Origin of the sequence: Dyella amyloliquefaciens, from assembly GCF_004296575.1 — a bacterium.
Classification (GTDB): domain Bacteria; phylum Pseudomonadota; class Gammaproteobacteria; order Xanthomonadales; family Rhodanobacteraceae; genus Dyella; species Dyella amyloliquefaciens.
Genome location: NZ_SAYT01000002.1, coordinates 1 through 20,662 on the forward strand (window position 1 = coordinate 1; position 20,662 = coordinate 20,662).

Annotated in this window: 16 protein-coding genes; 9 read left to right on the top strand and 7 right to left on the bottom strand. The window is 61.5% G+C overall.

Annotated features, from left to right (window positions below; all coding sequences use genetic code 11):
• Positions 1–285: 285 nt before the first annotated feature.
• Positions 286–1,137, bottom strand: a complete 852-nt coding sequence (locus EPB08_RS04630; RefSeq protein WP_205746281.1) for an alpha/beta fold hydrolase — start codon at positions 1,135–1,137, stop codon at positions 286–288.
• Between the two features lie 317 nt (positions 1,138–1,454).
• On the opposite strand from EPB08_RS04630, the gene EPB08_RS21445 reads away from it, so the two are divergent.
• From EPB08_RS21445 to EPB08_RS04655, 5 genes are all read left to right on the top strand, one after another.
• Entirely contained in the window at positions 1,455–1,811 is a 357-nt protein-coding gene (locus EPB08_RS21445; RefSeq protein WP_486598945.1) for a GFA family protein, read from the top strand.
• Positions 1,812–2,128: 317 nt separating this feature from the next.
• On the top strand, positions 2,129–3,712 hold the full coding sequence (locus EPB08_RS20995) for a Gfo/Idh/MocA family protein (protein ID WP_165418397.1): 1,584 nt from the start codon (positions 2,129–2,131) through the stop codon (positions 3,710–3,712).
• A 442-nt stretch (positions 3,713–4,154) separates the two neighbouring features.
• On the top strand, positions 4,155–5,708 hold the full coding sequence (locus EPB08_RS04645; protein ID WP_130617923.1) for an FAD-dependent monooxygenase: 1,554 nt from the start codon (positions 4,155–4,157) through the stop codon (positions 5,706–5,708).
• A gap of 303 nt (positions 5,709–6,011) precedes the next feature.
• The gene (locus EPB08_RS04650) at positions 6,012–6,587 is read left to right on the top strand and encodes a TetR/AcrR family transcriptional regulator (RefSeq protein ID WP_130617924.1); all 576 of its coding nucleotides are present in this window, start codon (positions 6,012–6,014) and stop codon (positions 6,585–6,587) included.
• Positions 6,584–7,855 (top strand): amidohydrolase family protein, encoded by a 1,272-nt coding sequence (locus EPB08_RS04655; protein WP_130617925.1) that lies wholly within the window; start codon positions 6,584–6,586, stop codon positions 7,853–7,855. Before EPB08_RS04650 ends, EPB08_RS04655 begins: the two co-directional genes overlap by 4 nt.
• A gap of 57 nt (positions 7,856–7,912) precedes the next feature.
• On the opposite strand, the gene EPB08_RS04660 is transcribed toward EPB08_RS04655, so the two are convergent.
• From EPB08_RS04660 to EPB08_RS04675, 4 genes are all read right to left on the bottom strand, one after another.
• Positions 7,913–8,203 carry a hypothetical protein gene (locus EPB08_RS04660; RefSeq protein WP_130617926.1) on the bottom strand — a complete coding sequence of 97 codons (291 nt, stop codon included), beginning with the start codon at positions 8,201–8,203 and terminating at the stop codon, positions 7,913–7,915.
• A gap of 249 nt (positions 8,204–8,452) precedes the next feature.
• Entirely contained in the window at positions 8,453–9,499 is a 1,047-nt protein-coding gene (locus tag EPB08_RS04665; RefSeq protein WP_324615152.1) for a DUF2891 domain-containing protein, read from the bottom strand.
• A 3-nt stretch (positions 9,500–9,502) separates the two neighbouring features.
• Complete coding sequence (locus EPB08_RS04670; RefSeq protein ID WP_130617928.1) at positions 9,503–10,453, bottom strand: DUF979 domain-containing protein; 951 nt, start codon at positions 10,451–10,453, stop codon at positions 9,503–9,505.
• Complete coding sequence (locus EPB08_RS04675) at positions 10,450–11,139, bottom strand: DUF969 domain-containing protein (RefSeq protein WP_130617929.1); 690 nt, start codon at positions 11,137–11,139, stop codon at positions 10,450–10,452. Before EPB08_RS04675 ends, EPB08_RS04670 begins: the two co-directional genes overlap by 4 nt.
• Before the next feature lie 1,130 nt (positions 11,140–12,269).
• On the opposite strand from EPB08_RS04675, the gene EPB08_RS04680 reads away from it, so the two are divergent.
• Positions 12,270–12,575 carry a HigA family addiction module antitoxin gene (locus tag EPB08_RS04680; protein ID WP_165418398.1) on the top strand — a complete coding sequence of 102 codons (306 nt, stop codon included), beginning with the start codon at positions 12,270–12,272 and terminating at the stop codon, positions 12,573–12,575.
• A 39-nt stretch (positions 12,576–12,614) separates the two neighbouring features.
• Here EPB08_RS04680 and EPB08_RS04685 read toward each other — a convergent pair whose 3' ends face one another.
• Both EPB08_RS04685 and pyrC read right to left on the bottom strand, forming a co-directional pair.
• Entirely contained in the window at positions 12,615–13,835 is a 1,221-nt protein-coding gene (locus tag EPB08_RS04685) for a PQQ-dependent sugar dehydrogenase (RefSeq protein ID WP_130617931.1), read from the bottom strand.
• Positions 13,836–14,177: 342 nt separating this feature from the next.
• On the bottom strand, positions 14,178–15,227 hold the full coding sequence (pyrC, locus tag EPB08_RS04690) for a dihydroorotase (protein WP_130617932.1): 1,050 nt from the start codon (positions 15,225–15,227) through the stop codon (positions 14,178–14,180).
• A 951-nt stretch (positions 15,228–16,178) separates the two neighbouring features.
• Between pyrC and EPB08_RS04695 the strand changes: the two genes are divergently transcribed.
• Genes EPB08_RS04695 through EPB08_RS04705 form a run of 3 tightly spaced genes read left to right on the top strand, consistent with a single transcriptional unit; the run spans position 16,179 to position 20,659 of the window.
• Complete coding sequence (locus tag EPB08_RS04695) at positions 16,179–18,218, top strand: serine hydrolase domain-containing protein (RefSeq protein WP_229238229.1); 2,040 nt, start codon at positions 16,179–16,181, stop codon at positions 18,216–18,218.
• 58 nt (positions 18,219–18,276) lie between these two features.
• Positions 18,277–19,302: a dipeptide epimerase gene (locus EPB08_RS04700; protein WP_130617933.1), complete on the top strand. Its 1,026-nt coding sequence runs from the start codon at positions 18,277–18,279 to the stop codon at positions 19,300–19,302.
• Between the two features lie 37 nt (positions 19,303–19,339).
• Entirely contained in the window at positions 19,340–20,659 is a 1,320-nt protein-coding gene (locus EPB08_RS04705; protein ID WP_130617934.1) for a peptide MFS transporter, read from the top strand.
• The last annotated feature ends 3 nt before the right edge of the window (positions 20,660–20,662 follow it).

The window sequence follows — 20,662 nt, forward strand, 5'->3', positions numbered from 1 at the left end:
GATGTCGATCCCAATGCGCGTAAGCTTCATGAGTGGACTCCTCCTCACTGTGACTGGTTGTCTCGCAACTCCAGTCTGGCACTCTTAGATGCCGAGGGTGGGGAGGAGTCCATCCCATTGCTTTCGACCCATGGCGGACCTTCCACGGTGAACGCTGGATAGCCGAGATAGATCATTCGGAGCTCCGTGATTCCGTGGCCGCGGAAGCTCAGGAAGTCTGTGGCAGGGAAGCTGAAATCTCCCTGCCACAGTCAAACGTGAGCACCGCGAGAGAAGAAAGGGCGATTACGCTTCCCTGATGAACGCCAATAGGTCCGCGTTGATTTGGTCAGCGTGAGTTGTTGGCATGCCATGAGGCAGGCCGGGGTATGACTTCAGCCTTCCGTGCTTGAGCAGCTTCCACGAGACGGCGCCCGTCGTCGGAAATGGGCAGATTTGATCGTCCTCGCCATGCATGACAAGCACGGGGATATCGATGGCGGCCAGGTCGTCATAGAACTCGGTCTCCGACAGAACGCGAACGCACTCGGTGTGCGCTACGGCGCTCCCCATCATGCCTTGGCGCCACCAATTCTCGCGTACACCTTCGTCGACTTGTGCGCCCGGTCGGTTGTAGCCATAAAACGGAATGGTGATGTCCTTGTAGAACTGAGAACGGTGTTTCGCAGTTCCGTCACGAATGCTGTCCACCACATCTTGCGGCACGCCATTGGGATTCTTTTCGGTCTTCCTGAAAACCGGCGGTATTGCACTGATGAGTACTGCTTTTTTGACTCCCTTTGGGTGGCGAGAAACGTAACGAGCCACTTCGCCGCCACCAGTGGAATGGCCAATGTGGACCGCATCCTTCAGGCCTAGGTGCTCCGACACGGCGAAGGCGTCGTCCGCGTAGGTATCCATGTCATGACCGTTCGATGTCTGAGTTGAACGTCCGTGCCCGCGACGGTCATGGGCAACCACGCGGAAACCTTCCTTCAAAAAGAACATCATCTGAGCGTCCCAGTCGTCGGCGCTCAAAGGCCATCCGTGATGGAAGAATAGAGGTTGGCCGGCTCCCCAATCCTTGTAATAGATTTGAGTTCCATCACTCACCGTCACATACCCACTGCCCGTACTCGAGTCGGCCTTCTGGTTCATTTTTTCTGCCCTTCTATCTGGATGGATGGGAAGTGCAACCGTTGGCGTTGCTGCGGGCGGCATGCGCAACCCTCGAAGGGTTGCCTTGCTTGGGTATAGGATTTGTGAAATGGACTTCCATATGGCCGTTTGGGTCAATGCCTGGCCAAATCGATAGTTTCTCAGGTAACTGATCGTTGCCCGAGTTTGCGCGCAGTGCGTTAATCCCTAGATCTTGCCGCTGCCTATGCAGCAATTCCGAGTGGTCGCATTCGACCCATGGCCGGCGTCGCCCATGAGATGCTAAGCGGCGTGACTTGATAAAGGGCGGGCGCATGATGAAGGGAAGTTGCCACTGTGGTGCGATTCGCCTGGAGCTTTCAGCCGGCCCGGATCATGCAATCGACTGTAATTGTTCAATCTGCCGGAGATACGGAGCGCTTTGGGCGTTACTTGAGCCGGAGGCCGTAACGATTTCCGGGCAGTTGGAGTCGTTACGTACCTACATCTGGGGATCACGAACAATCCGCACCATGCATTGTGCAATCTGCGGGTGCGTAACGCATTGGGAACCTATCGCCGCGCAAGGCAGGTCGAAGGTGGGAATCAATATGCGCAACTTCGACATCTCGCTGATTGCCGGGTTGAAGGTGCGTCGCTTTGATGGTGCAGATAGTTGGACCTATCTGGACTAAAAGGTCCGCTTCAAACCCGGCGCGGACGTTGGCGAAGTCCACGTTGCTCACTCCTCGGAGACCAGGGGGCAGGGCACTGACGTCAAGTCATCGAGGCTCGGACAGGTTTGCTTCCGATCTGCAGCGAACACGGCTGCATACACGAATGCGGCGCGGCCGCCAGCTGTGATTAGCGGCGACTAATATGAGTCAGCGACTTTCCTGCGTGCCCTCATTGCGCGCGATGTTGCGAACGAGTCACCTTGATCCCCTGATCTCGTTGAGGCAAGAATGCATGCTCATCGAAGATCGATATCCAACCGGGGGTGGCAGTACCTATGACGGACGAGTCGAAGATCACGAAAGAGAAGCAGGACTGCCAGGCCGGAGGAACTCCGGGAAGTACGGAGGCGATCGTCAAGCTCTCGCGCCGCGAATTCCTTACGGGCACGGCCATTGCCGCAGCCGGGCTGATGATTGTGCCTCGCCACGTGCTGGGCGGGACCGGCTATACGGCACCCAGCGATCGACTGAACATTGCCGGCATCGGTGTCGGAGGTATGGGCATGCACAACATGCGTGCCCTGGCTGGCGAGAACATCGTTGCCCTGTGCGATGTGGACTGGGGTTATACGGACAAGTCCTTCCGCGGGATGGTCGATGGCCTGCCGAAAGTGCAGGCGCGCCTTGACAAGGCCCAGACGGCTAAAGACCGCCTGAGGCTGCAGGGCGAGATCGACCAGTCAAGGCTGCTTGCCAGCAAGTTCAATTCGATCAAGCGCTATACCGACTACCGCCGGATGCTCGAGCAGCAGAAGGACATCGATGCGGTGGTCATTGCGACGCCGGATCACCTGCATGCGGTAATCGCCAGTGCGGCGATGAGCCATGGCAAGCACGTGTATCTGCAGAAGCCACTCACCTGGTCGATTTACGAAGCTCGCGAACTGTCCAGGAAGGCTAAGGACAATCCCAAGCTCGTCACGCAGATGGGCAACCAGGGACACTCTTCCGACGATGCCCGCTTGATCAACGAATACATCGCGTCCGGGGCGATCGGCGAGGTTCGCGAGGTCCACGCCTGGACGAATCGCCCACTTGCCTACTGGCCGCAGGGCATTCCACGCCCGCAGGCCAGGCCGCAGCCAGACGCCGCGAACTGGAACGAAGGCGCGGTGATGGATCGGCTCGCCAATGCCATGGTCGGCAACTATCCGAAGCCGGAAGGGCTGGCGTGGGATCTGTTCCTTGGTCCCGGTCCCGTCGTCGACTACCACCCGGTGTATCACCCGTTCAACTGGCGCGGCTGGGTGGATTGGGGCGTCGGTGCCATCGGCGATATGGGCGCGCACCTGATCGATTCCTCGTTCTGGTCGCTGGACCTGGGTTTCCCGACATCGGTGGAGACCGTCTCGACGCCATTCGACAAGACGTCGTATCCCATGGCGACGATGACGTATTTTGACTTCCCTGCGCGCGGCAGCAAGCCGCCAGTGAAGCTCACCTGGTATGACGGCGCGTTGCTGCCGCCGGGGCTGGAAGCGCTGGGCGCCGGGCAGATGAGCAAGGATGGCGGTGTCCTCTACGTTGGGGACAAGGGCAAGCTGATCCACGAGACCTACGGCGCAAATCCGCGCCTGCTGCCGCAGTCGTTGCATGACTCGGTGGGCACGCCTCCCCAAACGTTCGCGCGCATCAAGACCTCGCATGAGATGAACTGGGTAGACGCCTGCAAGGGGAAGGCGGAAGCGTCGTCGCCGTTCTCGTACGCTGCACGGCTCACGGAGGTCATGTTGCTGGGCATCGTGTCCCTTCGCGCGGGCGGCAGGATCGAGTACGACGCGGAAAACATGCGCATCACCAACCTGGCGGATGCCAACGCGTTTCTGCGTCGTGAGTATCGCGAGGGGTGGTCCCTTTAAAGCAACAAGACCATTCGCCACGAGCTGACGACGGCTGTTCGCGTCTCAGCTCAGTGGCGGGCACGCTGGTTTCCCGTGCGGCCTGGCAACGCAGAGGAGAGTGGTCCTTGGTTGATTGAAAGGGCCGCGACCCGTGCCTGCCGAGACGGCTTTTGGAGGCCAGGAAGTCGACACCATTGCATGAGACAGCAATAGCGACGCCCCAAATCTGAGGGCGCGAATGCCCGATCCCGATGGTCGTGTTAAGGTACCCCAGTCGGAAAAGGCAGACTTGGTCTGGTAAGCCCAAGTCCTTTCGGTAACGAAAGCTCTGGTCTTTGGCTTCGTGCTTGAGATCCCCGCGACGAATATCGGACGCCACCTGCGTCCCATCATTCGTCCGCAGGGTTCTCGAATTCGAGGAACGCTCCGGTCGAACATCGTATCGACACAGGAGTCACTCATGCACAGCCACCATCCAACATCCCATGACGTTGTCATTGCCGGCGCCGGTCCCGTCGGCCTGTTTCTCGCCTGTGAGCTCGCGCTCTTCCGCCTGTCGGTGGTGGTGCTGGAGCAAGCCGAGGATCCAAGTTCGCCCCTGAAACGGCTCCCCTTTGGCATGCGCGGCCTTTCGGCTCCCACGCTGGAAGCGTTCTATCGCCGCGGACTGCTGGACGCCGTTAAAGAAGCTCAGAAAGCGAATGAAGTTTCCGGAGCCAGTCGGGCGGCAGCTCACTGGATGCAGGAGACACGGCGCCCGGCCGGCCACTTTGCCGGCATCCCGTTCTTCCATGACCAGATCGACAGCTCACGCTGGCCCTATCGACTGCCGAGCCCTGCGGGCACCAGCCTGATGGTGGAAATGGAATCCCTGGAAGCGGTACTCGCGGAGCGGGCCATCGCCATGGGCGTTGAAATTCGACGCGGCTCTCCAGTGTTGGGTTTCGAGCAAACGGATGATGAGGTGATCGTCCGCACCGAGGGCGAGATCTTTCGCGGCCGCTGGCTTGTCGGATGCGATGGCGGCCGCAGCACCGTGCGCAAGGCGGGTGGTTTCGAATTTACCGGCACCGATCCGGAGTTCACCGGCTATTCGGTCCAGGTGGAGATGGAAGACCCGGACGCACTTCAGCCGGGCCGCACATACACGCCGACAGGCATGTACACCTACGCGCGGCCCGGAACCATTGCCATGGTCGATTTCGATGGTGGCGCCTTCCACCGCGTCCAGCCGATCACGCTCGATCATGTACAGGCGGTGTTGCGTCGCGTCTCCCAAAGGGACGTGACATTGACCGCCTTGCGGCTCGCTACCACGTGGACCGACCGTGCCAGCCAGGCAGCCGCCTATCGCAGAGGGAGGATCCTGCTCGCTGGCGATGCCGCGCACATTCATTCTCCCCTAGGCGGACATGGGCTCAATCTTGGGGTCGGCGACGCGATGAATCTCGGATGGAAGCTCGCCGCCACGATTCGCGGGGATGCACCGGCCGACCTGCTCGACAGTTATCCGGACGAACGGCAGCCGGTGGGCAAGCAGGTTCTCGACTGGTCGCGCGCCCAGGTTGCCCTTATGCGTCCAAGCGCCAGTTCGCGCGCGCTCGGAGCCATCATTCGCCAACTCGTCGATACACGCGATGGTGCGACCTACTTCGCCGAGCGCGTGTGGGGTGTTTCGCTTCGCTACGATCTCGGCGCGGATCATCCACTGGTGGGGCGCAGTGTTCCGGATTTCCTGCTGCCCGCTGTCGGAAGGGTCGGCGGACTGCTCAACCGGGGAAGTGGTCTGTGGCTGGATTTCGGCACCCACGCTCCCTACCGAAAGCTTGCGAGCCGCTGGAGCGACCGGATCACCTATGTTGCGGGCGACGCCGAGGATAGCCTCGGCCTGGACGCCGTACTCGTGCGCCCCGATGGCGTTGTCGCCTGGGCCGGGGAGGGAAGCTTTGACCCTGAGGAAGCGACTCGGGCGGCGTCGCGATGGTTCGGCAATCCCGGGCCAGACACGCACTGACGCCACCGCCGAATGAGTGACGGGTGCCGAAGTCGCTCGCGTCATTCATTGGAAGGCGCAACATCTCCTTGGATCAACGTTGCCCCGGGGCAGGGCTTAAATCATCGACCTTAAAGCGCCTCCGCCACTGAGGGCGGTGCGTAGTCCATGCTATTTGCCAGCGATGGCCGAGCCATCCTGGGCGGCATGAATCCGTGACCTGAGCCAGCATGACATGCCTCGCGCCTGGCCTTCTGGGGACAACACATCGCGGATGCCGAAAGGCATGTATACGGCGTACGCTAAGAGGCGTACGTTGTATACATGAGCAAAGATCGCATCTTTGATGCAGCAAGGGCCATTCTCGATCACGAGGGATTGGGAGGGCTTTCGGTGCGCAAGGTCGCCACACGCGCCGGTGTCTCACCCATGGCGATGTATCGGCACTTCGCGGATAAGGATGCCCTCCTGAACGCGCTGATGGACGACGGGCTTGCCGCTTGGGAGAAGATCGTCCGCGCCATCCGGGCCGACGATCCGATGGAGTGGCTGGAGGCCGTGATCGAGGCCTTCCTCAAGTTCGCACTCAAGCAACCGCACAGATTCGACGCCGCCTTCTTCCTTCCCGCGCCCGAGGCGCGGCGCTATCCCGATGACTTCGTGGCGGGCCGTTCCCCAGTCATCGCGATGATCATGATCAGAATCGATCAGGCCAAAGCGGACGGACGACTTGGCGACACGCCGGCGGTGGATGTTGCGTTGGCGCTCGCAGGCATGGCGCAGGGGTTGGTCTCCATGCATCGCGCCAACCGCTTTTCCAGCGACAAGCAGTTCCGGACGCTATTTCGCGCCCAGCTTCTTCATTGCCTTCAATCCTTTTCTGCAAGGAGAGCTCGATGAGTGCCATCGCCAAAGTCACCGCCGCGATAATGGCCGCCACCCTCGCCATGTCGGGGGAGGCTGTTGCCAAGCCGCTTGCTATCGTGAATGCCGAAATCTATCCGTCGCCCAATGCTCCCCTGATAAGCGACGGCGTGGTCCTCGTGCAGGACGGCAAGATCATCAAGGTCGGCACTCGCGCAGAGGTGTCCGTTCCCAAGACTGCTCGCGTGATTGATGCGCATGGCGCTGTTCTCACTGCCGGCTTCTGGAACAGCCACGTTCACATCATGCCTTCCGACCTTATGGGCGCGAAGGCCTCCAAGGCGGCGACCCTCGAAGAGGGCATCCAGGCGATGCTGACGCACTGGGGCTTCACCACGGTCTTCGATCTGGGGTCCTCAACCGAAAACACGTTGGCGTTGCGTAAGCGTATTGCGTCCGGCGATATCGACGGGCCCATGATTCTCACGTGTGGCGATCCCTTCTTTCCCGAAGGCGGTACGCCGATCTATGTGCGGCAATACCTGGCAGATCACGGCTGGGCCAACGAAGAAGTCTCGACGCCGAAAGAGGCTGCCGATCGCGCGGTTCGACAACTCGACCGCGGCACGGACGCCGTGAAGATATTCGCTGGCGCCATCGTGGGCGGCGACATCGGCGTGCTGCCCATGCGCCTCGACATTGCCAAGGCGGTAGTGGCCGAAGCGCATAAACGTGGCAAACCTGCTTTCGCGCATCCTTCCAACTATGCCGGCATCAACGTGGCGATCGACTCCGGCGTGGACGTCCTGGCGCACACCACCGCGACCGAAGACGGCAGCCACGATCCTTACGGCTGGACGCCCGAACTTATCGCGCGCATGCGCGCCCACAACATGGCCCTGACTCCCACCATGACGCTATTCGAATGGGAGGCGCACAAAATTCACCAGAAGCCGGAGGTCACGGCGCAGACGATCAAATTGATTACGTCGGAGGTGAAGGATTTTTCGGCGGCCGGCGGAGAGATCCTGTTTGGCACCGACGTCGGTTATACCGACGCCTACGACACCACCGAGGAATATCGCCTGATGTCGGGCGCTCTCGACTGGCGCCAGATATTGGCCTCGTTGACCACCACGCCAGCTTCCCGCTTCGGCTATGCCGCGCATAAGGGACGCATCGCGCCGGGCATGGAGGCTGATCTGGTGCTGCTCGATGGCGATCCGTCCAAGGATCCAACAGCCTTCGCTCGTGTGCGAGACACTATCCGCGGCGGACGGGTGATCTGGGGTGCAGATCGGTGATCACGAACTTTGGGCGGTTGGGTGACCGCGCCTTGGGCGCGGCCCCATCGGCACTACTTACTTGCCCTCGGGAACGAGGTTGGCCAACTTGCCCTTCTTGTCGAACTGGCAGCTGAAATTCTTCTTGCCGTCCATGCCCGCGTCGGCGGTACCGGTGATCGAATACCCGGCATCAGCGGCTTGAATCGGCTGCAGCTGGATATAGTCGTTCTTCACGTCGAATTTTTTCGCCGCGGCATCGAGGCAGCGATTAGTCAATTTGCCTGGGTCGGGTCGGTCGGAAGCAACTGCGTGGGACGTCAGGACAAGCCCGAGGGAAGCGGCCAGAAGCAGGGCAGGGGTGCGCATGGGTTTATCTCCGTACGAGGCACGAGGCAGAAAACACTGCCCAGCGAGTGTGCCTCTGGATTCCTTGCGCCAAGATGAATCGCGTGCACGACCAGTGACGATGTCCGACTTAGTCACGTGAGCTTCATCGCCAGTATCACGGAATGAGACTCCACGTGGCGCAGAGCCAAGCCGCATCAGTCATGCGTGTGGTTGCGGAGCGTGTGCACGGAACGAACTGAACCTCAGCCCGTTACTGTGTGCAGCCCATTACGCCTCCAGCGCCAGCGTTGCGAACGTTGCGAGCCAGTGCTCGCCCAGGTAGTCGCCCGCGACATGAGGGAGCGCGCTGTCGACGTGTTGCTCCGCTGCATCGATGAGTCGCTTGCGGCGCATGTCACCCTCAGGCAACGCGCGGGCGATTGCACGCATGCACCATGCGCGACTGAGGTTCAGTCCGTCGAGATGCGTGATCTTGCCGTCGCTGCGGTCGCTGACCGTTGCCGGCGTGAACAGGGTCGCGGGCTCGCCCTGCGAGAGGTCGGGCAGGAACCGTGTGAACCAATCGCCGAACGCATCCGGCGCCAGCACACGCCGCATCAATTCCGCCTCCATCAGCGACGGCGACAGGAACTCGTCACCTGAAGGCTCCCATGCCTGGCACGCGGCATCGTTCGCGTACCAGCGTGTTGCAGTCTCCACGATGAGCGACGCCAACGACTCACGTCGTGTGACTCGAGCAAAATCGTACGCGAGCGCGAGTGCGAACGCCGTGTTGTAATGCGTCCCGACGCGCAGCGGATAAGTCGCCTTCGGCAGGAATGCCTCGAAGCGATCCACGATTGCATCGGTCAGTGGAGAAAATGTCGTTCTCCAGCGCGATGCCTGCGGTAGCACGTTGCCCGCCGCGATCCGATCGAGCTGCGCGGACAGCGCCAGAATCCACGCCCAACCGTACGGCCGCTCGAATCCGCGGTTGTGCGGGTAGTCAAGGTAGGCGCGCTCGCCCTGGACATTCGCATCGGTGAAATGCGCGTCGACGACGGCTACCACTTGCGCCGCTTCCGGCAGGCCGGGAAAACGTTCGAGCAGATGCAGTATGAGCCAGTAGCCGTGCACGCAAGAATGCCAATCGTAGCTTCCGTAGAAGATCGGATGCAGCGCACGAGGCCCCGCGATGTCCTGCGGCCCGGCGAGCACGTGGGCGAGGCTGTTGGGATACTCGCGCGTGAGATGCGCAAGTGCGAGCGATGCGAATTTCGAAGCTATCGCGGGCGTGAGTACGGTGTTCATTGGCATCTCGCTTATGGAAAGCATGTTTCAGAATCGGAACACAAGCACGGCCATCAGCACCGTGTTGACGACAAGGAGGAGGGTCGCCGTCGGCCATTGCGCCTTGATCACGCCGTTCTTGTCCTTCAGCTCGAGCAATGCGGCGGGCACGATGTTGAAGTTCGCGGCCATCGGCGTCATCAGGGTGCCGCAGAAGCCGCTCAACATGCCGATTGCACCGAGAATCGCCGGGTTGCCGTGAAACTGATGGACGATGAGAGGTAGCCCGATGCCCGCCGTCATCACCGGGAACGCGGCGAACGCGTTGCCCATGATCATCGTAAACAGCGCCATGCCGACCGTGTACGCGACAACGATGGCGATCGGCGAATCGATCGGCATCCAGGTCGTCACCAGCCCGGACACGACGCCACCGACGCCAGCGACCGCAAACACCGCGCCGAGCGCCGCGAGCATCTGCGGCAGGATCGCGGCCCAGCCGACAGCATCCATCGTGTAACGCGCCTCCCTGAGCCCGTGTACCGGCGAGTCTCGCAGCATCACGAGCGCGACGCCGAACGCGACAAGCGTGCCGAGAACCAGTGAGATCAGCGTCACGCTATGCGTGTCGATAAACGGCGCGTGCTTTAACGCGAGTGTTCCTGTCAGCGTAACCGCAGGAATCAACAGCGCGGGAAGGAATAGCCGGTTGCCCAGGCGCGGTGCGCCGGCTTCACGCCGTGCGACTGCGGTAGCGCTGCGCTCCTCAATCTTGCCGCGCCCAAGCTTGCCTGAGCCCGCGATCACCGCGAGCGCAATCGCGAGGCAGCCCGTCACGAAATGTGGCAGCAGCGTGCCAAACAGGAAAGTCACGGCATAGATCATCCAGAACGCGAAGTTCACGACGCGCCGCGGATTCGTTCGGTCGGTCAGGTTGAACACCGCGAAGGCCGCGAACATCAGGCCCGCAATCGTGTAAAGCGTTTCGAGCCCGATCATCGCGCGTCCTTTTTCACGGGCATAGCGAAGGTCCGCGCGAGCCGGCGATCAAACAGGGAGAGCCGCGTGCAGTGGATAAGGAGTGCCGCGATCGCGGTCGGAATGGCCCACACCGATACTTGCAGCGGCTCCACGATGATGCCGTTCTGCTCGAGGAAGCCCTTGATCAGCAGGATCGATTGGATGGCGATGAAAATGTCTTCGCCGAAAAACACCGCGATGTTGTCCACGGCGGATGCATTCGCCCGAATCTGCTGACGCTCAGCATCCGGCAACTCGCCGTGCCGGTTTGCGGCTGCGGCCTCGGCCATCGGTGCGATCAGTGGTCGCACCATCTGCGCATGGCCGCCGAGCGAGGTCAGGCCGAGTGCGGCAGTGACCTGGCGAATCACGAAGTAAAGCATCAGCACGCGTCCCGCCGTGGCTGCGCGTACCCGGCCGATCATCTGCCGCGCCTGTTCCTTGAGTCCATTGCGTTCGAGTAGCGCAATCACGGGAAGGGTCAGCCAGATCAGGCCCATGTAGCGGTTCTCGGTGAACGCCTTGCCGATTGCGCTGATGATGCCGACGAGATCCATGCCACCGGCAAGACCTGTCGCGAGACCGGCGACCGTCACCACCAGAAGCGCATTGAAGCGAAGCGCGAAGCCGATCACGACGATCGCCACGCCAATCAGAACCAGCATCGCCCCTCCTCGTCATTTAGCGCGCGATGTGCGCAGATGGCGGGCCGACGTTTACCCCTGCCGCATCAGTCGGCCCCTGGCGGCCAGTCTAGTCTCTGCGATGGGCTGGAGGCCGATTCGCCAAGGCGGATGGTGGCTGATCGCTTGGCGCGCTTCGAACTTTCCATGGTGTCGTCACGATGAGGCTTGAGTGCCAGTGCGTTGGTGGGACTCCAATCTTCGCTTTCGACCCGGGTAGCCAAAGGGCAGGGCGATCCGCCCGTGCTATCACGGACAGGGAGCGCACCCGGCATCCTGCCAGAAGCGGATACCGGCCATGACGGCCCCTGATCGATGTGCGTATTCGAGTGCCATGTAGGCACGAAACGTCCGCCAGGCCTTCGATCCCCCTCGGGTTGCGACGAGCAGTGGGCCGACATTTTGCTGCCCGGTCGCCGTCACGCTTATCCTCAGCCAGGCGGACACCCATCCCGCCCATCCCTGACAGACGATGCCCACCCTGCTTGTTAGGGTCAGGCCGTCATTCGCGCTGTCTTTCTGTCGGGCCTCGCGAATGACCATGACTACCAGGTCATGAGGCGCGAGCCGTGAGTGCGACCAACACCCACGACCCGCTGACCATCACCAACTACTTGGAAGTTGATCATGGCTACCCACGATCATACGGGACGCATTCGCCCGTCCGTTCCCCCTGACGGCATCCTCACTCCCTCAACTGGCGACTCGTCACGCACGCGTGTGACGTGGCCGGAAACTCTGCGTCAGGGCACGCGCGGTGACATCGCCTTGGCGGTGCTCGCACTCACACGATTGCGTCATGACAGCGAGCAGTGCCGCAAGGCACGAGCACGGGGATTCCCCGGCAGACCGCTGGAATGGCCGCTTCCCGTGGCCGTCACGGCCAGTTTGGGAACCGCTATCCGATGCCTCCAGCAGTACGCGCGCCTGCTCGGTCACGAGTCTCGAGTGAACCCGCCACGTCTCTGGTGATCGCCTTCGCGGCGCATCGGCAAGCATCGCGATGCGCCGCTCCCCGGCAATCACCGACGTAGCCACTAGGCATGCACCTACACGAGCGGCTGCAAGCGCCCGCCTGTTCTGCAGTCGCGCCTGACAAGGAAGGGAAACCCATGGAACTGATCCAACTTTCCCCGCATCTGGACGTGGATCCTTCACTGCGCCTGCGCTCCCCCGGCGAGGTGCTGCTGCTCGACTACATGCTTCCGGCAACGATGAACCACCAGCAGCTCGCCCGCCGCACAGGCATCCGGGCGCCCCACCTCAGGGAGTTCCTCACCGACGCCCGCCCCATGACTCCCCGGCAGGCCATGCGGCTTGCTTTCGTGCTGGACACCTCGCCGCTCTATTGGCTGGTGCTGCAGGCGCGCTTTGATCTGGCTCGCGAGGCGCAACGCACCGCTTCAGCTCATCGCTAGTCGCTGGTGCAGCCCTGAAATGAGTGCCGGCCCCTCGAATCACTTCGGCATAAGGTGGTACAGGCCACCGGGTTCAGCGTCTTCCAGCATCCAGAGCGAACCGTCCGGTGCTTCTTCGATGTCGCGGACGCGTTTGCCGATACTCCAGCGTTGGACCGCAGTGGCGCCACCTTTGCCATCAAACGTGACGCGAACAATGGCCTCGCTGACAAGCCCGCCGAGCAAGGCACTGCCATTCCATTTCGGGAACAGGCTGCCCTTGTAGAACATGAGATTGCCCGGCGCGATCACTGGCACCCAATAGATCACGGGCTTGGCGAGATCGGGGCGCGTATCCGGGTTTGGAATGGGCACACCGTTATAGTTGGCGCCATACGAGACCAGCGGCCAGCCGTAGTTCTTGCCGGGCTGGATCAGGTTCAGTTCGTCGCCGCCGCGCGGGCCGTGCTCAAGCTCCCACAGTCGACCGTCGGGAGCAAAGGCCAAGCCATAAGGCGTGCGGTGGCCGGTGGTCCAGGTTTCGGCCGGAGTCAGATTGGGGCCGGGGAACGTATAGGTGCTGACCACAGGTGCCGTCTTGGCTTTCTCGGTATCCGTTGCCGGGTCAATCAGCGAAATGGTTTGGGCTCCGACCTTGCCTGACCATGGATTTCCGGGCGCGGGTTTACCGTCCAGCGTCAGCCGCAAAATTTTTCCTGCGGGCTGGCTGGGATCCTGCGCGGGAGTGAAGCGCTGGCGGTCGCCTAGCGTGAGGAAGAGGTACTTGCCGTCTGGTGAGAAGGCGATTTGGCCACCGGGCTGGCCGCCCTTGCCCGTGGGCATCTGGCGCCACAACACCTGAAAGCCGTCCAGCCGAGGCTGCTTGTCATCCAGCACAAGGCGCCCACGGCCCAGCACTACGCCGCCACCATAATCACCTGGTGCGACATAAGTGAGATACACATTGTGGTCAGCGCTGTAATGAGGCGAGAGGAAGACGCCCAGCATGCCGTCCTGACCTTCGAAATAGCTGGGCGGGACGCCGCCGATTTCGGTTTTTTCGCCCTGCGGAGTCACCAGGGCGACGCGGCCAACCTTTTCGGTCACCAGCATGCGGCCATCGGGCAGGAACGCGATGCGCCAAGGCAGATCGAGGCTCGCCACCTTGGTCATGGTGAAGGGAAGGTCGGGATCGGGTTTCTGTTCGCCTGCATTGGTCTGCGCATGGGCGGCGCTCGCCAGCACGGCCGCAACAAAGATCCCGCTTGCCAGCTTCAACATTTCCACGTCTCCTTGCGCCCGAATGGCTTGGAACATCCTAGCGCTCTGAATGCCGTATCGGGGTGATGGTTTCTATCAACTTTGGATTGCATGGATCCGCTGCCCGCCCGGGCTTCTGGCGCAATTGCTTTTGGCCGAAAGCGAAGCCAGGGCACGGCGCTTCGATCAGGGCAGGTTATCGAGGAGCGTCATCGCGAAGACCAGGTGGTGTCCGCTTTTTTACCCAAAGCGGACACTCGCCGGTCAGCTGCCAAATTGAGCAAGAACGATAAAGCGCTCCTGCGCATTCAACGAAGGCGGGACCTCATCGGCTGATGCAGCAATCAAGCTCGCGCTCTTTTCTCATGGTGAGACTTCACGCGAGTCGAGGCGCCACCCCAGGGTTTCTCCAGCGAGGAAGGGCACCACGGCCTGTCCTCCGACTTCGATCACATCGGGCACTTTCCACGGACTGCGCGTCAGCGTGACCCGGCTCTCATTCAGGGGAAGGCCATAGAAACGGGGCCCATGCTCCGAAGCGAAAGCCTCAAGGCGGTCAAGCGCACCTTCCTCTTCAAACACCTGTGCATAAGCTTCCAGTGCAACTGGCGCATTGAAGATCCCTGCGCAGCCGCATGCCGATTCCTTCGCTGCGCGCGGATGGGGTGCGGAGTCCGTGCCGAGAAAAAAGCGGGGCGAGCCAGAGGTCGCCGCCTGGCGCAGCGCGAGGCGATGCTTTTCGCGCTTGGCCACTGGCAAGCAGTAAGCGTGCGGGCGAAGTCCGCCTTGAAACATCGCATTGCGGTTGATCATCAGGTGGTGCGGCGTAATGGTTGCGGCGACCTGGTCGCGAGACCCGCGGATAAAGTCAGCTGCCTCGGAGGTGGTGATGTGTTCCAGCACCACTTTAAGTCCCGGGAAGTCCCGCACGATGTGTGAGAGTACGCGCTCAATGAAGATCGCTTCGCGATCGAACACATCCACGGCAGCGTCGGTCACTTCGCCGTGAATCAGCAGCGGCATCCCGATGCGTTCCATGGTGGCCAGCACGGGATGGATTCGCCGAACGTCCGTCACGCCGTGGCTTGAATTGGTCGTGGCGTGAGCCGGGTAGAGCTTGCATGCGGCGAAGACACCTGACGCGTAACCCGCCGCCACCTCGTCAGGATCGGTGTCGTTCGTGAGATAGCAGGTCACTAGAGGCTCAAACGAAGCTCCCGTTTGGATCGCTGCACGAATTCGGTTCCGGTACTCGCGAGCGGCCTCCACCGTACAAACGGGAGGAACCAGATTCGGCATCACGATAGCCCGCGCGAAGCCGTGGGCCGTAGCGGCGACGGTCTGCTCCAGCTGCGCACCATCGCGCAGATGGACATGCCAATCATCAGGCGTTCGAATCGAAATTGTCGTCATAAATTGCGCCCCTCCTGGCGGGGCTAGAGCATCAATCAGCAATTATCGCGAGTATGCGGCCAAGCGAGTAGGGCGCCAATCGAGTTCGTGACTGCACGGGCTTCGCCAGAAGCAGTTCAGGCCGAGCTGGCGAACGAGCGCGAAAACTGGGAAGGTTGGCTGCACGTGGCTGAAGCCTGTGCGGCACAAGCTCAGGCCGCCCGGGATCGCGCCGAACACGCTCGCGCAACTCGCGATGGCCAACTGCAGGATAGTCATGCGCTGCGTGCTGACCTGGTGCAGCAGCACAACTGTATGCAAGACCAGATCGATGTTCAGTCTCTACAAATCCAGTGGCTTCGGACTCGGCTGGGCGAGAGTCAGGCCACTTCGGGCCGATAGCCAGGAAGCAACGAGGGCTAAAGCAGACGCGGACGCAATGGACTCAGGCGTATATCCCCCGCGCGCACTGCTGACGCGACGACTAGTGAGTCGCGGGGCGCAAGTCAGGAGGGAAAAAACCCTCTACTTTTCAGCGAGCTATCGCACACCGTATGCATTGGCGATCTGCATGGGGAGCGTTATCGGGGGTAGGGCAGGTGGGCACCCTGTACGCGTGACCCGTTCACGACCATGGATCAGCCAAATGGATGGCTCTTCGCTGATTCGGCCTGGCTGCATCCATCACCCATTCAAGAAGGTATCCAGGGTTCCAGGCGCCGGGCTGGGCTTTTCCAGTGGTGTGGGCAGCGTGTCCATGAGAGCCGGCTGCCCCATCGTGGGCCGCTATTGGCCAATGATGATATCAAAATACCATTGACACATTTATGGTATGCATATATCAACGTACGGTAGGTTGAGCCTGCGCATCCGGGGGAGAATGTCATGCCGCACCATCTGCAAAAAAAACGTCACCGTTTATCTGTTTTCGGGCACCAGCCGGCGGCTGAGACCGGCACACGCCGCATTCGCATGAACTTGCGCTCGAGTGTCACCAGCTTGCTCTCGATGTTCATGTTCACGATGGCCACCGGTGTCATGGGCGCCCAGGCGCCAATGCCGGAATCCGCCACAACCCCCAACGTTTCCGGCGTGACCGTGCCTGCGCCGATCACACCCGTCCCGGCCGGTTCTCTCGCTGATTTGCAGGGCGCCTCGACGCATCAGCTGACGAATGAGGATCTGTCCGCCTTCCTCGATGGTTTCGTACCGATTGCGCTCGCGCGCGGTGATGTCGCCGGCGGTGTCGTCAGTGTGGTGAAGGACGGCAAGGTACTGTTTGCCAAGGGTTACGGATACGCCGATCTGGAGAAGCGCACGCCGGTCGAGGTGGACCGCACGTCGTTCCGGATCGGTTCGACGTCGAAGTTGTTCACCTGGACAGCGGTGATGCAACTGGTCGAGCAGGGCAAGTTGGATCTGGACGCCGACGTCAACCAATACCTTGACTTCAAGATTCCGCCTTATCAGGGCAAGCCGATCACCCTGCGCAACATCATGACCCACACGCCGGGCTTCGAGGACACCGCGAAGAACCTGATCTCGATCGACGGCAAGCCGGTCAACCTCGAGCAGTACATGAAGTCCCACCTGCCGGAACGGATCTTCCCGGCGGGCGAGGTGGTTGCCTATTCCAATTATGGTTGCGGGCTGGCTGGCTACATTGTGCAGCGCGTGTCCGGCCAGGATTTCGACGATTACGTCGACCAGCACATTTTTATCCCGCTGGACATGCAGCACTCCACGTTCCGGCAACCCCTTCCGTCGGCGTTGGCGCCCTTGATGTCCGAGAGCTACAAGACCGCGTCAGATGGCAAGCAGCAGGCCTTCGAGATCATCAGTCCGGCACCTGCCGGTGCGGTAACCGCCACCGCGCTGGACATGACTCATTTCATGATCGCCCAGCTGCAGAACGGCCTTTACGGCAACAACCGTATCTTGCAGCAGGCCACAGCTGTGGCGATGCACGCCCAGCAGCGCACCGAGGCACCCGGCCTCAACGGCTTCGCGCTGGGCTTCTATCATGAGGACAGCCACGGTCAGCGCATCATCGGTCATGCCGGCGACCTCGATTACTTCCACACTGACCTGCATCTGTTGCTGGACTCGAATGTCGGCATCTTCATGTCGTTCAACAGCGCCGGCAATGCGGGTGGCGCCCACGTGATCCGCACGGCGTTGTTCGACGCCTTTCTCGACAGGTACTACCCCACGGCGCCAGCCAAAAACCTGCCTACCGCTTCCACGGCCAAAGCTGATGCAGCCAGGGTCGCGGGCTGGTACTTGGCCAGTCGTCGCAACGACAGCGGCATGCGCATGATGTACGCGTTGGGCCAGAACCAGGTCCAGGCACTTCCCGACGGCACGATCATCGCGGGCGGCATTAACAACGCTGCCGGCACGCCGCTGCACTGGCGCGAAATCGGCCCCTTGCAGTACCAGGAAGTCAACGGTACGCACAAGCTGGATTTCGTCGCGGATGCGAACGGCAATATCGACTACTGGGCTACCGATGCGGTAGTGCCGGTGATGATCTTCCAGCGGCTCAATGGGCTGCACGCGCTGGGCTCGATCAAGCTGCTGGGTGCGCTGGGCCTGCTGGTCACTCTGCTTGCTTTGCTGGTCTGGTTCGGTGGCTGGCTGGTTCGCCGCCACTACAGGCGCACACTTGAGCTTCCGCCGCAGTTGCTGCGCAGCCGACTGTGGTCACGGCTGGCTACGCTGGTGCTGTTCGGCACGTTGGTCGGCTGGCTCATCCTGCTGATCTGCATGGGTAGCAACCCCTACCTCTTGCTGCAGGGCACCGCGGTGCCGTGGATGTACCTGCTCTCGGTGCTTGGCGTAGTGGCACTGATCGGTGTGCTGCTGATCGTGATCCACACGACACGTTGCTGGATGGCAAAGCGCAGCCGGTGGGTGCTGCTGGGTGAGACCGTGCTGGCCTTCTTTGCCGTCTACCTGGCGTGGCTGATCGTGGCATTCGGCATGGTCAGCTTCAACGTCAGGTTCTGACAAAGCCATTCGTGCGGCGGCGATTTCGCCGCCGCACTATTCATCATCAGGAGTCACCATGAATACCCACGCAAGCGGGCGCCTGCGCCTGCAAGCCAGCCTCAAGAGCTGGCCGATCACGGCGCCGTTCCACATCACCGGCTATACCTTTACAGCGTTCGACGCACTGATTGTCGAGTTGACCGATGAGCACGGTCACGTCGGATGCGCCGAGGCACAGGGCGTGTACTACCACAAGGACACGCCGGTCACGATGTTGGCCGAGATCGAAGCGTTGCGCGAACGCATCGAGGCGGGCCTCACACGCGAAGAGTTGCAGCAGTTGCTGCCCGCCGGTGGCGCGCGCAACGTGCTTGACTGCGCCTTGTGGGACCTTGAGGCAAAGTGCACTGGCACGCCGGTCTGGCAGTTGGCCGGCCTGGAGCCACCGAAGCCGCTACTCACGACTTACACCGTGGGTGCGGAAGAGCCTGGCGTCATGGCGCAACGTGCAGCTGACTTTGTGGGCGCGCGTGCGATCAAGTTGAAGCTTACCGACGACGACCTCAATGCCGAACGCGTGCTTGCCGTGCGCAAGGCGCGCCCGGATGTATGGCTGATGGTTGATGCCAACCAAGGCTTCACTCGTGAGTCCCTGGCACACCTGCTGCCTACGTTTGTGGAGGCGCGCGTGGATGTTGTCGAACAGCCATTCCCGGTCGGCAATGAGGCATGGCTCGACGGATTGGAGCGGCCGATTCGTTTTGCGGCCGATGAAAGCGTGCTGGACCGCAGCGATCTCGCCAAGATGGTCGGCCGGGTCGATGTCATCAACATCAAGCTGGACAAGTGCGGCGGTCTCACCGAGGCGCTGGCCATCGCTGATGAGGCGCGCAAGCTTGGTTTCAAGTTGATGGTCGGCAACATGGGCGGCTCGTCGTTGGCTATGGCGCCCTCGTTCGTGGTCGGTCAGCTATGCGACGTCGTGGACCTCGATGGTCCGATCAATCTGCGCGAGGACTACTCGCCATCCGTGGTGTATGAGGACGGCAAGATATGGTGCCCCGATAACCTGTGGGGTGGGCCGTCGCCGGCCGCGCCATAATGGTTCTGTCCAGGCAGCAGGCAGAGGGGTCCGCGTGATGTCTTTCGCGACGACCTCATCGACCGAGAAAAGCTGGTTCGGCCACCCGCGTGGCCTGACCGTGCTTTTCCTGACCGAAATGTGGGAGATGTTCTCCTTCTTCGGCATGCGCGCGATCTTGGTCTATTACATGACCAAGCACCTGGACATGAACCAGGAGCACGCCTCGCTGGTTTATGGCGCCTACGCAGCCTTCGTCTACTTCACGCCGGTGTTCGGTGGCATGGTCGCCGACCGCTGGCTGGGCAAGGCGCGAGCGGTGGTGATCGGCGGCGCGACCATGGCGCTCGGCCATTTCATGATGACGTGGGAAGCCTTGTTTTACCCGGCGCTATGCATGATCGCGCTGGGCAACGGGTTGTTTCTGCCTAGTCTCGCCAGCCAGATCGAGGGTCTCTATCGCGAGGGCGATACGCGTACCAAGAGTGCGTACAACATCTATTACGTCGGCATCAACCTGGGTGCATTCCTGGCCCCGTTCGTCTGCGGCACCCTCGGTGAGGTCTACGGCTGGCACTGGGGTTTTGCCGCGGCCGGCCTCGGCATGCTGCTCTCGCTGGTGATCTATCTGGCCGGTCGCCGCTATCTGCCGCCCGACCCGCAGCGCGGGGTGGCCGCGCAAGCGGCCCGTCCACCGCTGGATGGAGCCGCGCGTAATCGCTTTGCGCTGCTGATCGGTATCGCCGCAATCGTGGTGATCTTCCGCGGCGCCTACGAGCAGGTGGGCAACACGATTGCGCTGTGGGCCGACACCGGCATCGATCGCCAGGTAGGTCCCTGGACCATACCGATGACGTGGTTCATATCGATCGACTCACTGGTGGTGTTTGCGTTCACGCCCTTGCTCGTGGCGCGTTGGGCGCGACTGGCGCGACGCGGTATCGAAACGTCGTTGTTGGGTCGGATGGCATTCGGTGCCGCCGTCGTGGCAGCGTCGTACGTGGCATTGGGGTTGATCGCCGGATGGCATGAGGCCCACGGAACGCGTGCAAGCTGGCTATGGCTGGCTGGTTGGTTCGTGGTGTTTGCCACGGGCGAGCTGTACATCTTGCCGAGCGGACTGGCGTTGTTCGGGCGGATGGCTCCGGACGGGTTTCGTGCCACCAGTATCGCTACCTGGTTCTTCGCCGGCTTCTTCGGAAATCTACTCGCAGGGGGATTGGGTACGCTCTGGAGCCAGTTCGCCCATGGCTGGTTCTTTGTGATGATCGGCGGCGTGTCGGCATTGTCCGCCGTGCTTCTTTACATCCTTTCGCTGTGCACGGGCCATGTGGAAAAGCACGTGACCGTTGACGCTCAAGTCGTGCCTTCGCGGTGAGCG

Bases quoted from the DNA above. Each gene is read 5' to 3' on its own strand.
- EPB08_RS04630 (WP_205746281.1), bottom strand. From the start codon at position 1,137: ATGAACCAGAAGGCCGACTCGAGTACGGGCAGTGGGTATGTGACGGTG.
- EPB08_RS21445 (WP_486598945.1), top strand. From the start codon at position 1,455: ATGAAGGGAAGTTGCCACTGTGGTGCGATTCGCCTGGAGCTTTCAGCC.
- EPB08_RS20995 (WP_165418397.1), top strand. From the start codon at position 2,129: ATGACGGACGAGTCGAAGATCACGAAAGAGAAGCAGGACTGCCAGGCC.
- EPB08_RS04645 (WP_130617923.1), top strand. From the start codon at position 4,155: ATGCACAGCCACCATCCAACATCCCATGACGTTGTCATTGCCGGCGCC.
- EPB08_RS04650 (WP_130617924.1), top strand. From the start codon at position 6,012: ATGAGCAAAGATCGCATCTTTGATGCAGCAAGGGCCATTCTCGATCAC.
- EPB08_RS04655 (WP_130617925.1), top strand. From the start codon at position 6,584: ATGAGTGCCATCGCCAAAGTCACCGCCGCGATAATGGCCGCCACCCTC.
- EPB08_RS04660 (WP_130617926.1), bottom strand. From the start codon at position 8,203: ATGCGCACCCCTGCCCTGCTTCTGGCCGCTTCCCTCGGGCTTGTCCTG.
- EPB08_RS04665 (WP_324615152.1), bottom strand. From the start codon at position 9,499: ATGCTTTCCATAAGCGAGATGCCAATGAACACCGTACTCACGCCCGCG.
- EPB08_RS04670 (WP_130617928.1), bottom strand. From the start codon at position 10,453: ATGATCGGGCTCGAAACGCTTTACACGATTGCGGGCCTGATGTTCGCG.
- EPB08_RS04675 (WP_130617929.1), bottom strand. From the start codon at position 11,139: ATGCTGGTTCTGATTGGCGTGGCGATCGTCGTGATCGGCTTCGCGCTT.
- EPB08_RS04680 (WP_165418398.1), top strand. From the start codon at position 12,270: ATGGAACTGATCCAACTTTCCCCGCATCTGGACGTGGATCCTTCACTG.
- EPB08_RS04685 (WP_130617931.1), bottom strand. From the start codon at position 13,835: ATGTTGAAGCTGGCAAGCGGGATCTTTGTTGCGGCCGTGCTGGCGAGC.
- pyrC (WP_130617932.1), bottom strand. From the start codon at position 15,227: ATGACGACAATTTCGATTCGAACGCCTGATGATTGGCATGTCCATCTG.
- EPB08_RS04695 (WP_229238229.1), top strand. From the start codon at position 16,179: ATGAACTTGCGCTCGAGTGTCACCAGCTTGCTCTCGATGTTCATGTTC.
- EPB08_RS04700 (WP_130617933.1), top strand. From the start codon at position 18,277: ATGAATACCCACGCAAGCGGGCGCCTGCGCCTGCAAGCCAGCCTCAAG.
- EPB08_RS04705 (WP_130617934.1), top strand. From the start codon at position 19,340: ATGTCTTTCGCGACGACCTCATCGACCGAGAAAAGCTGGTTCGGCCAC.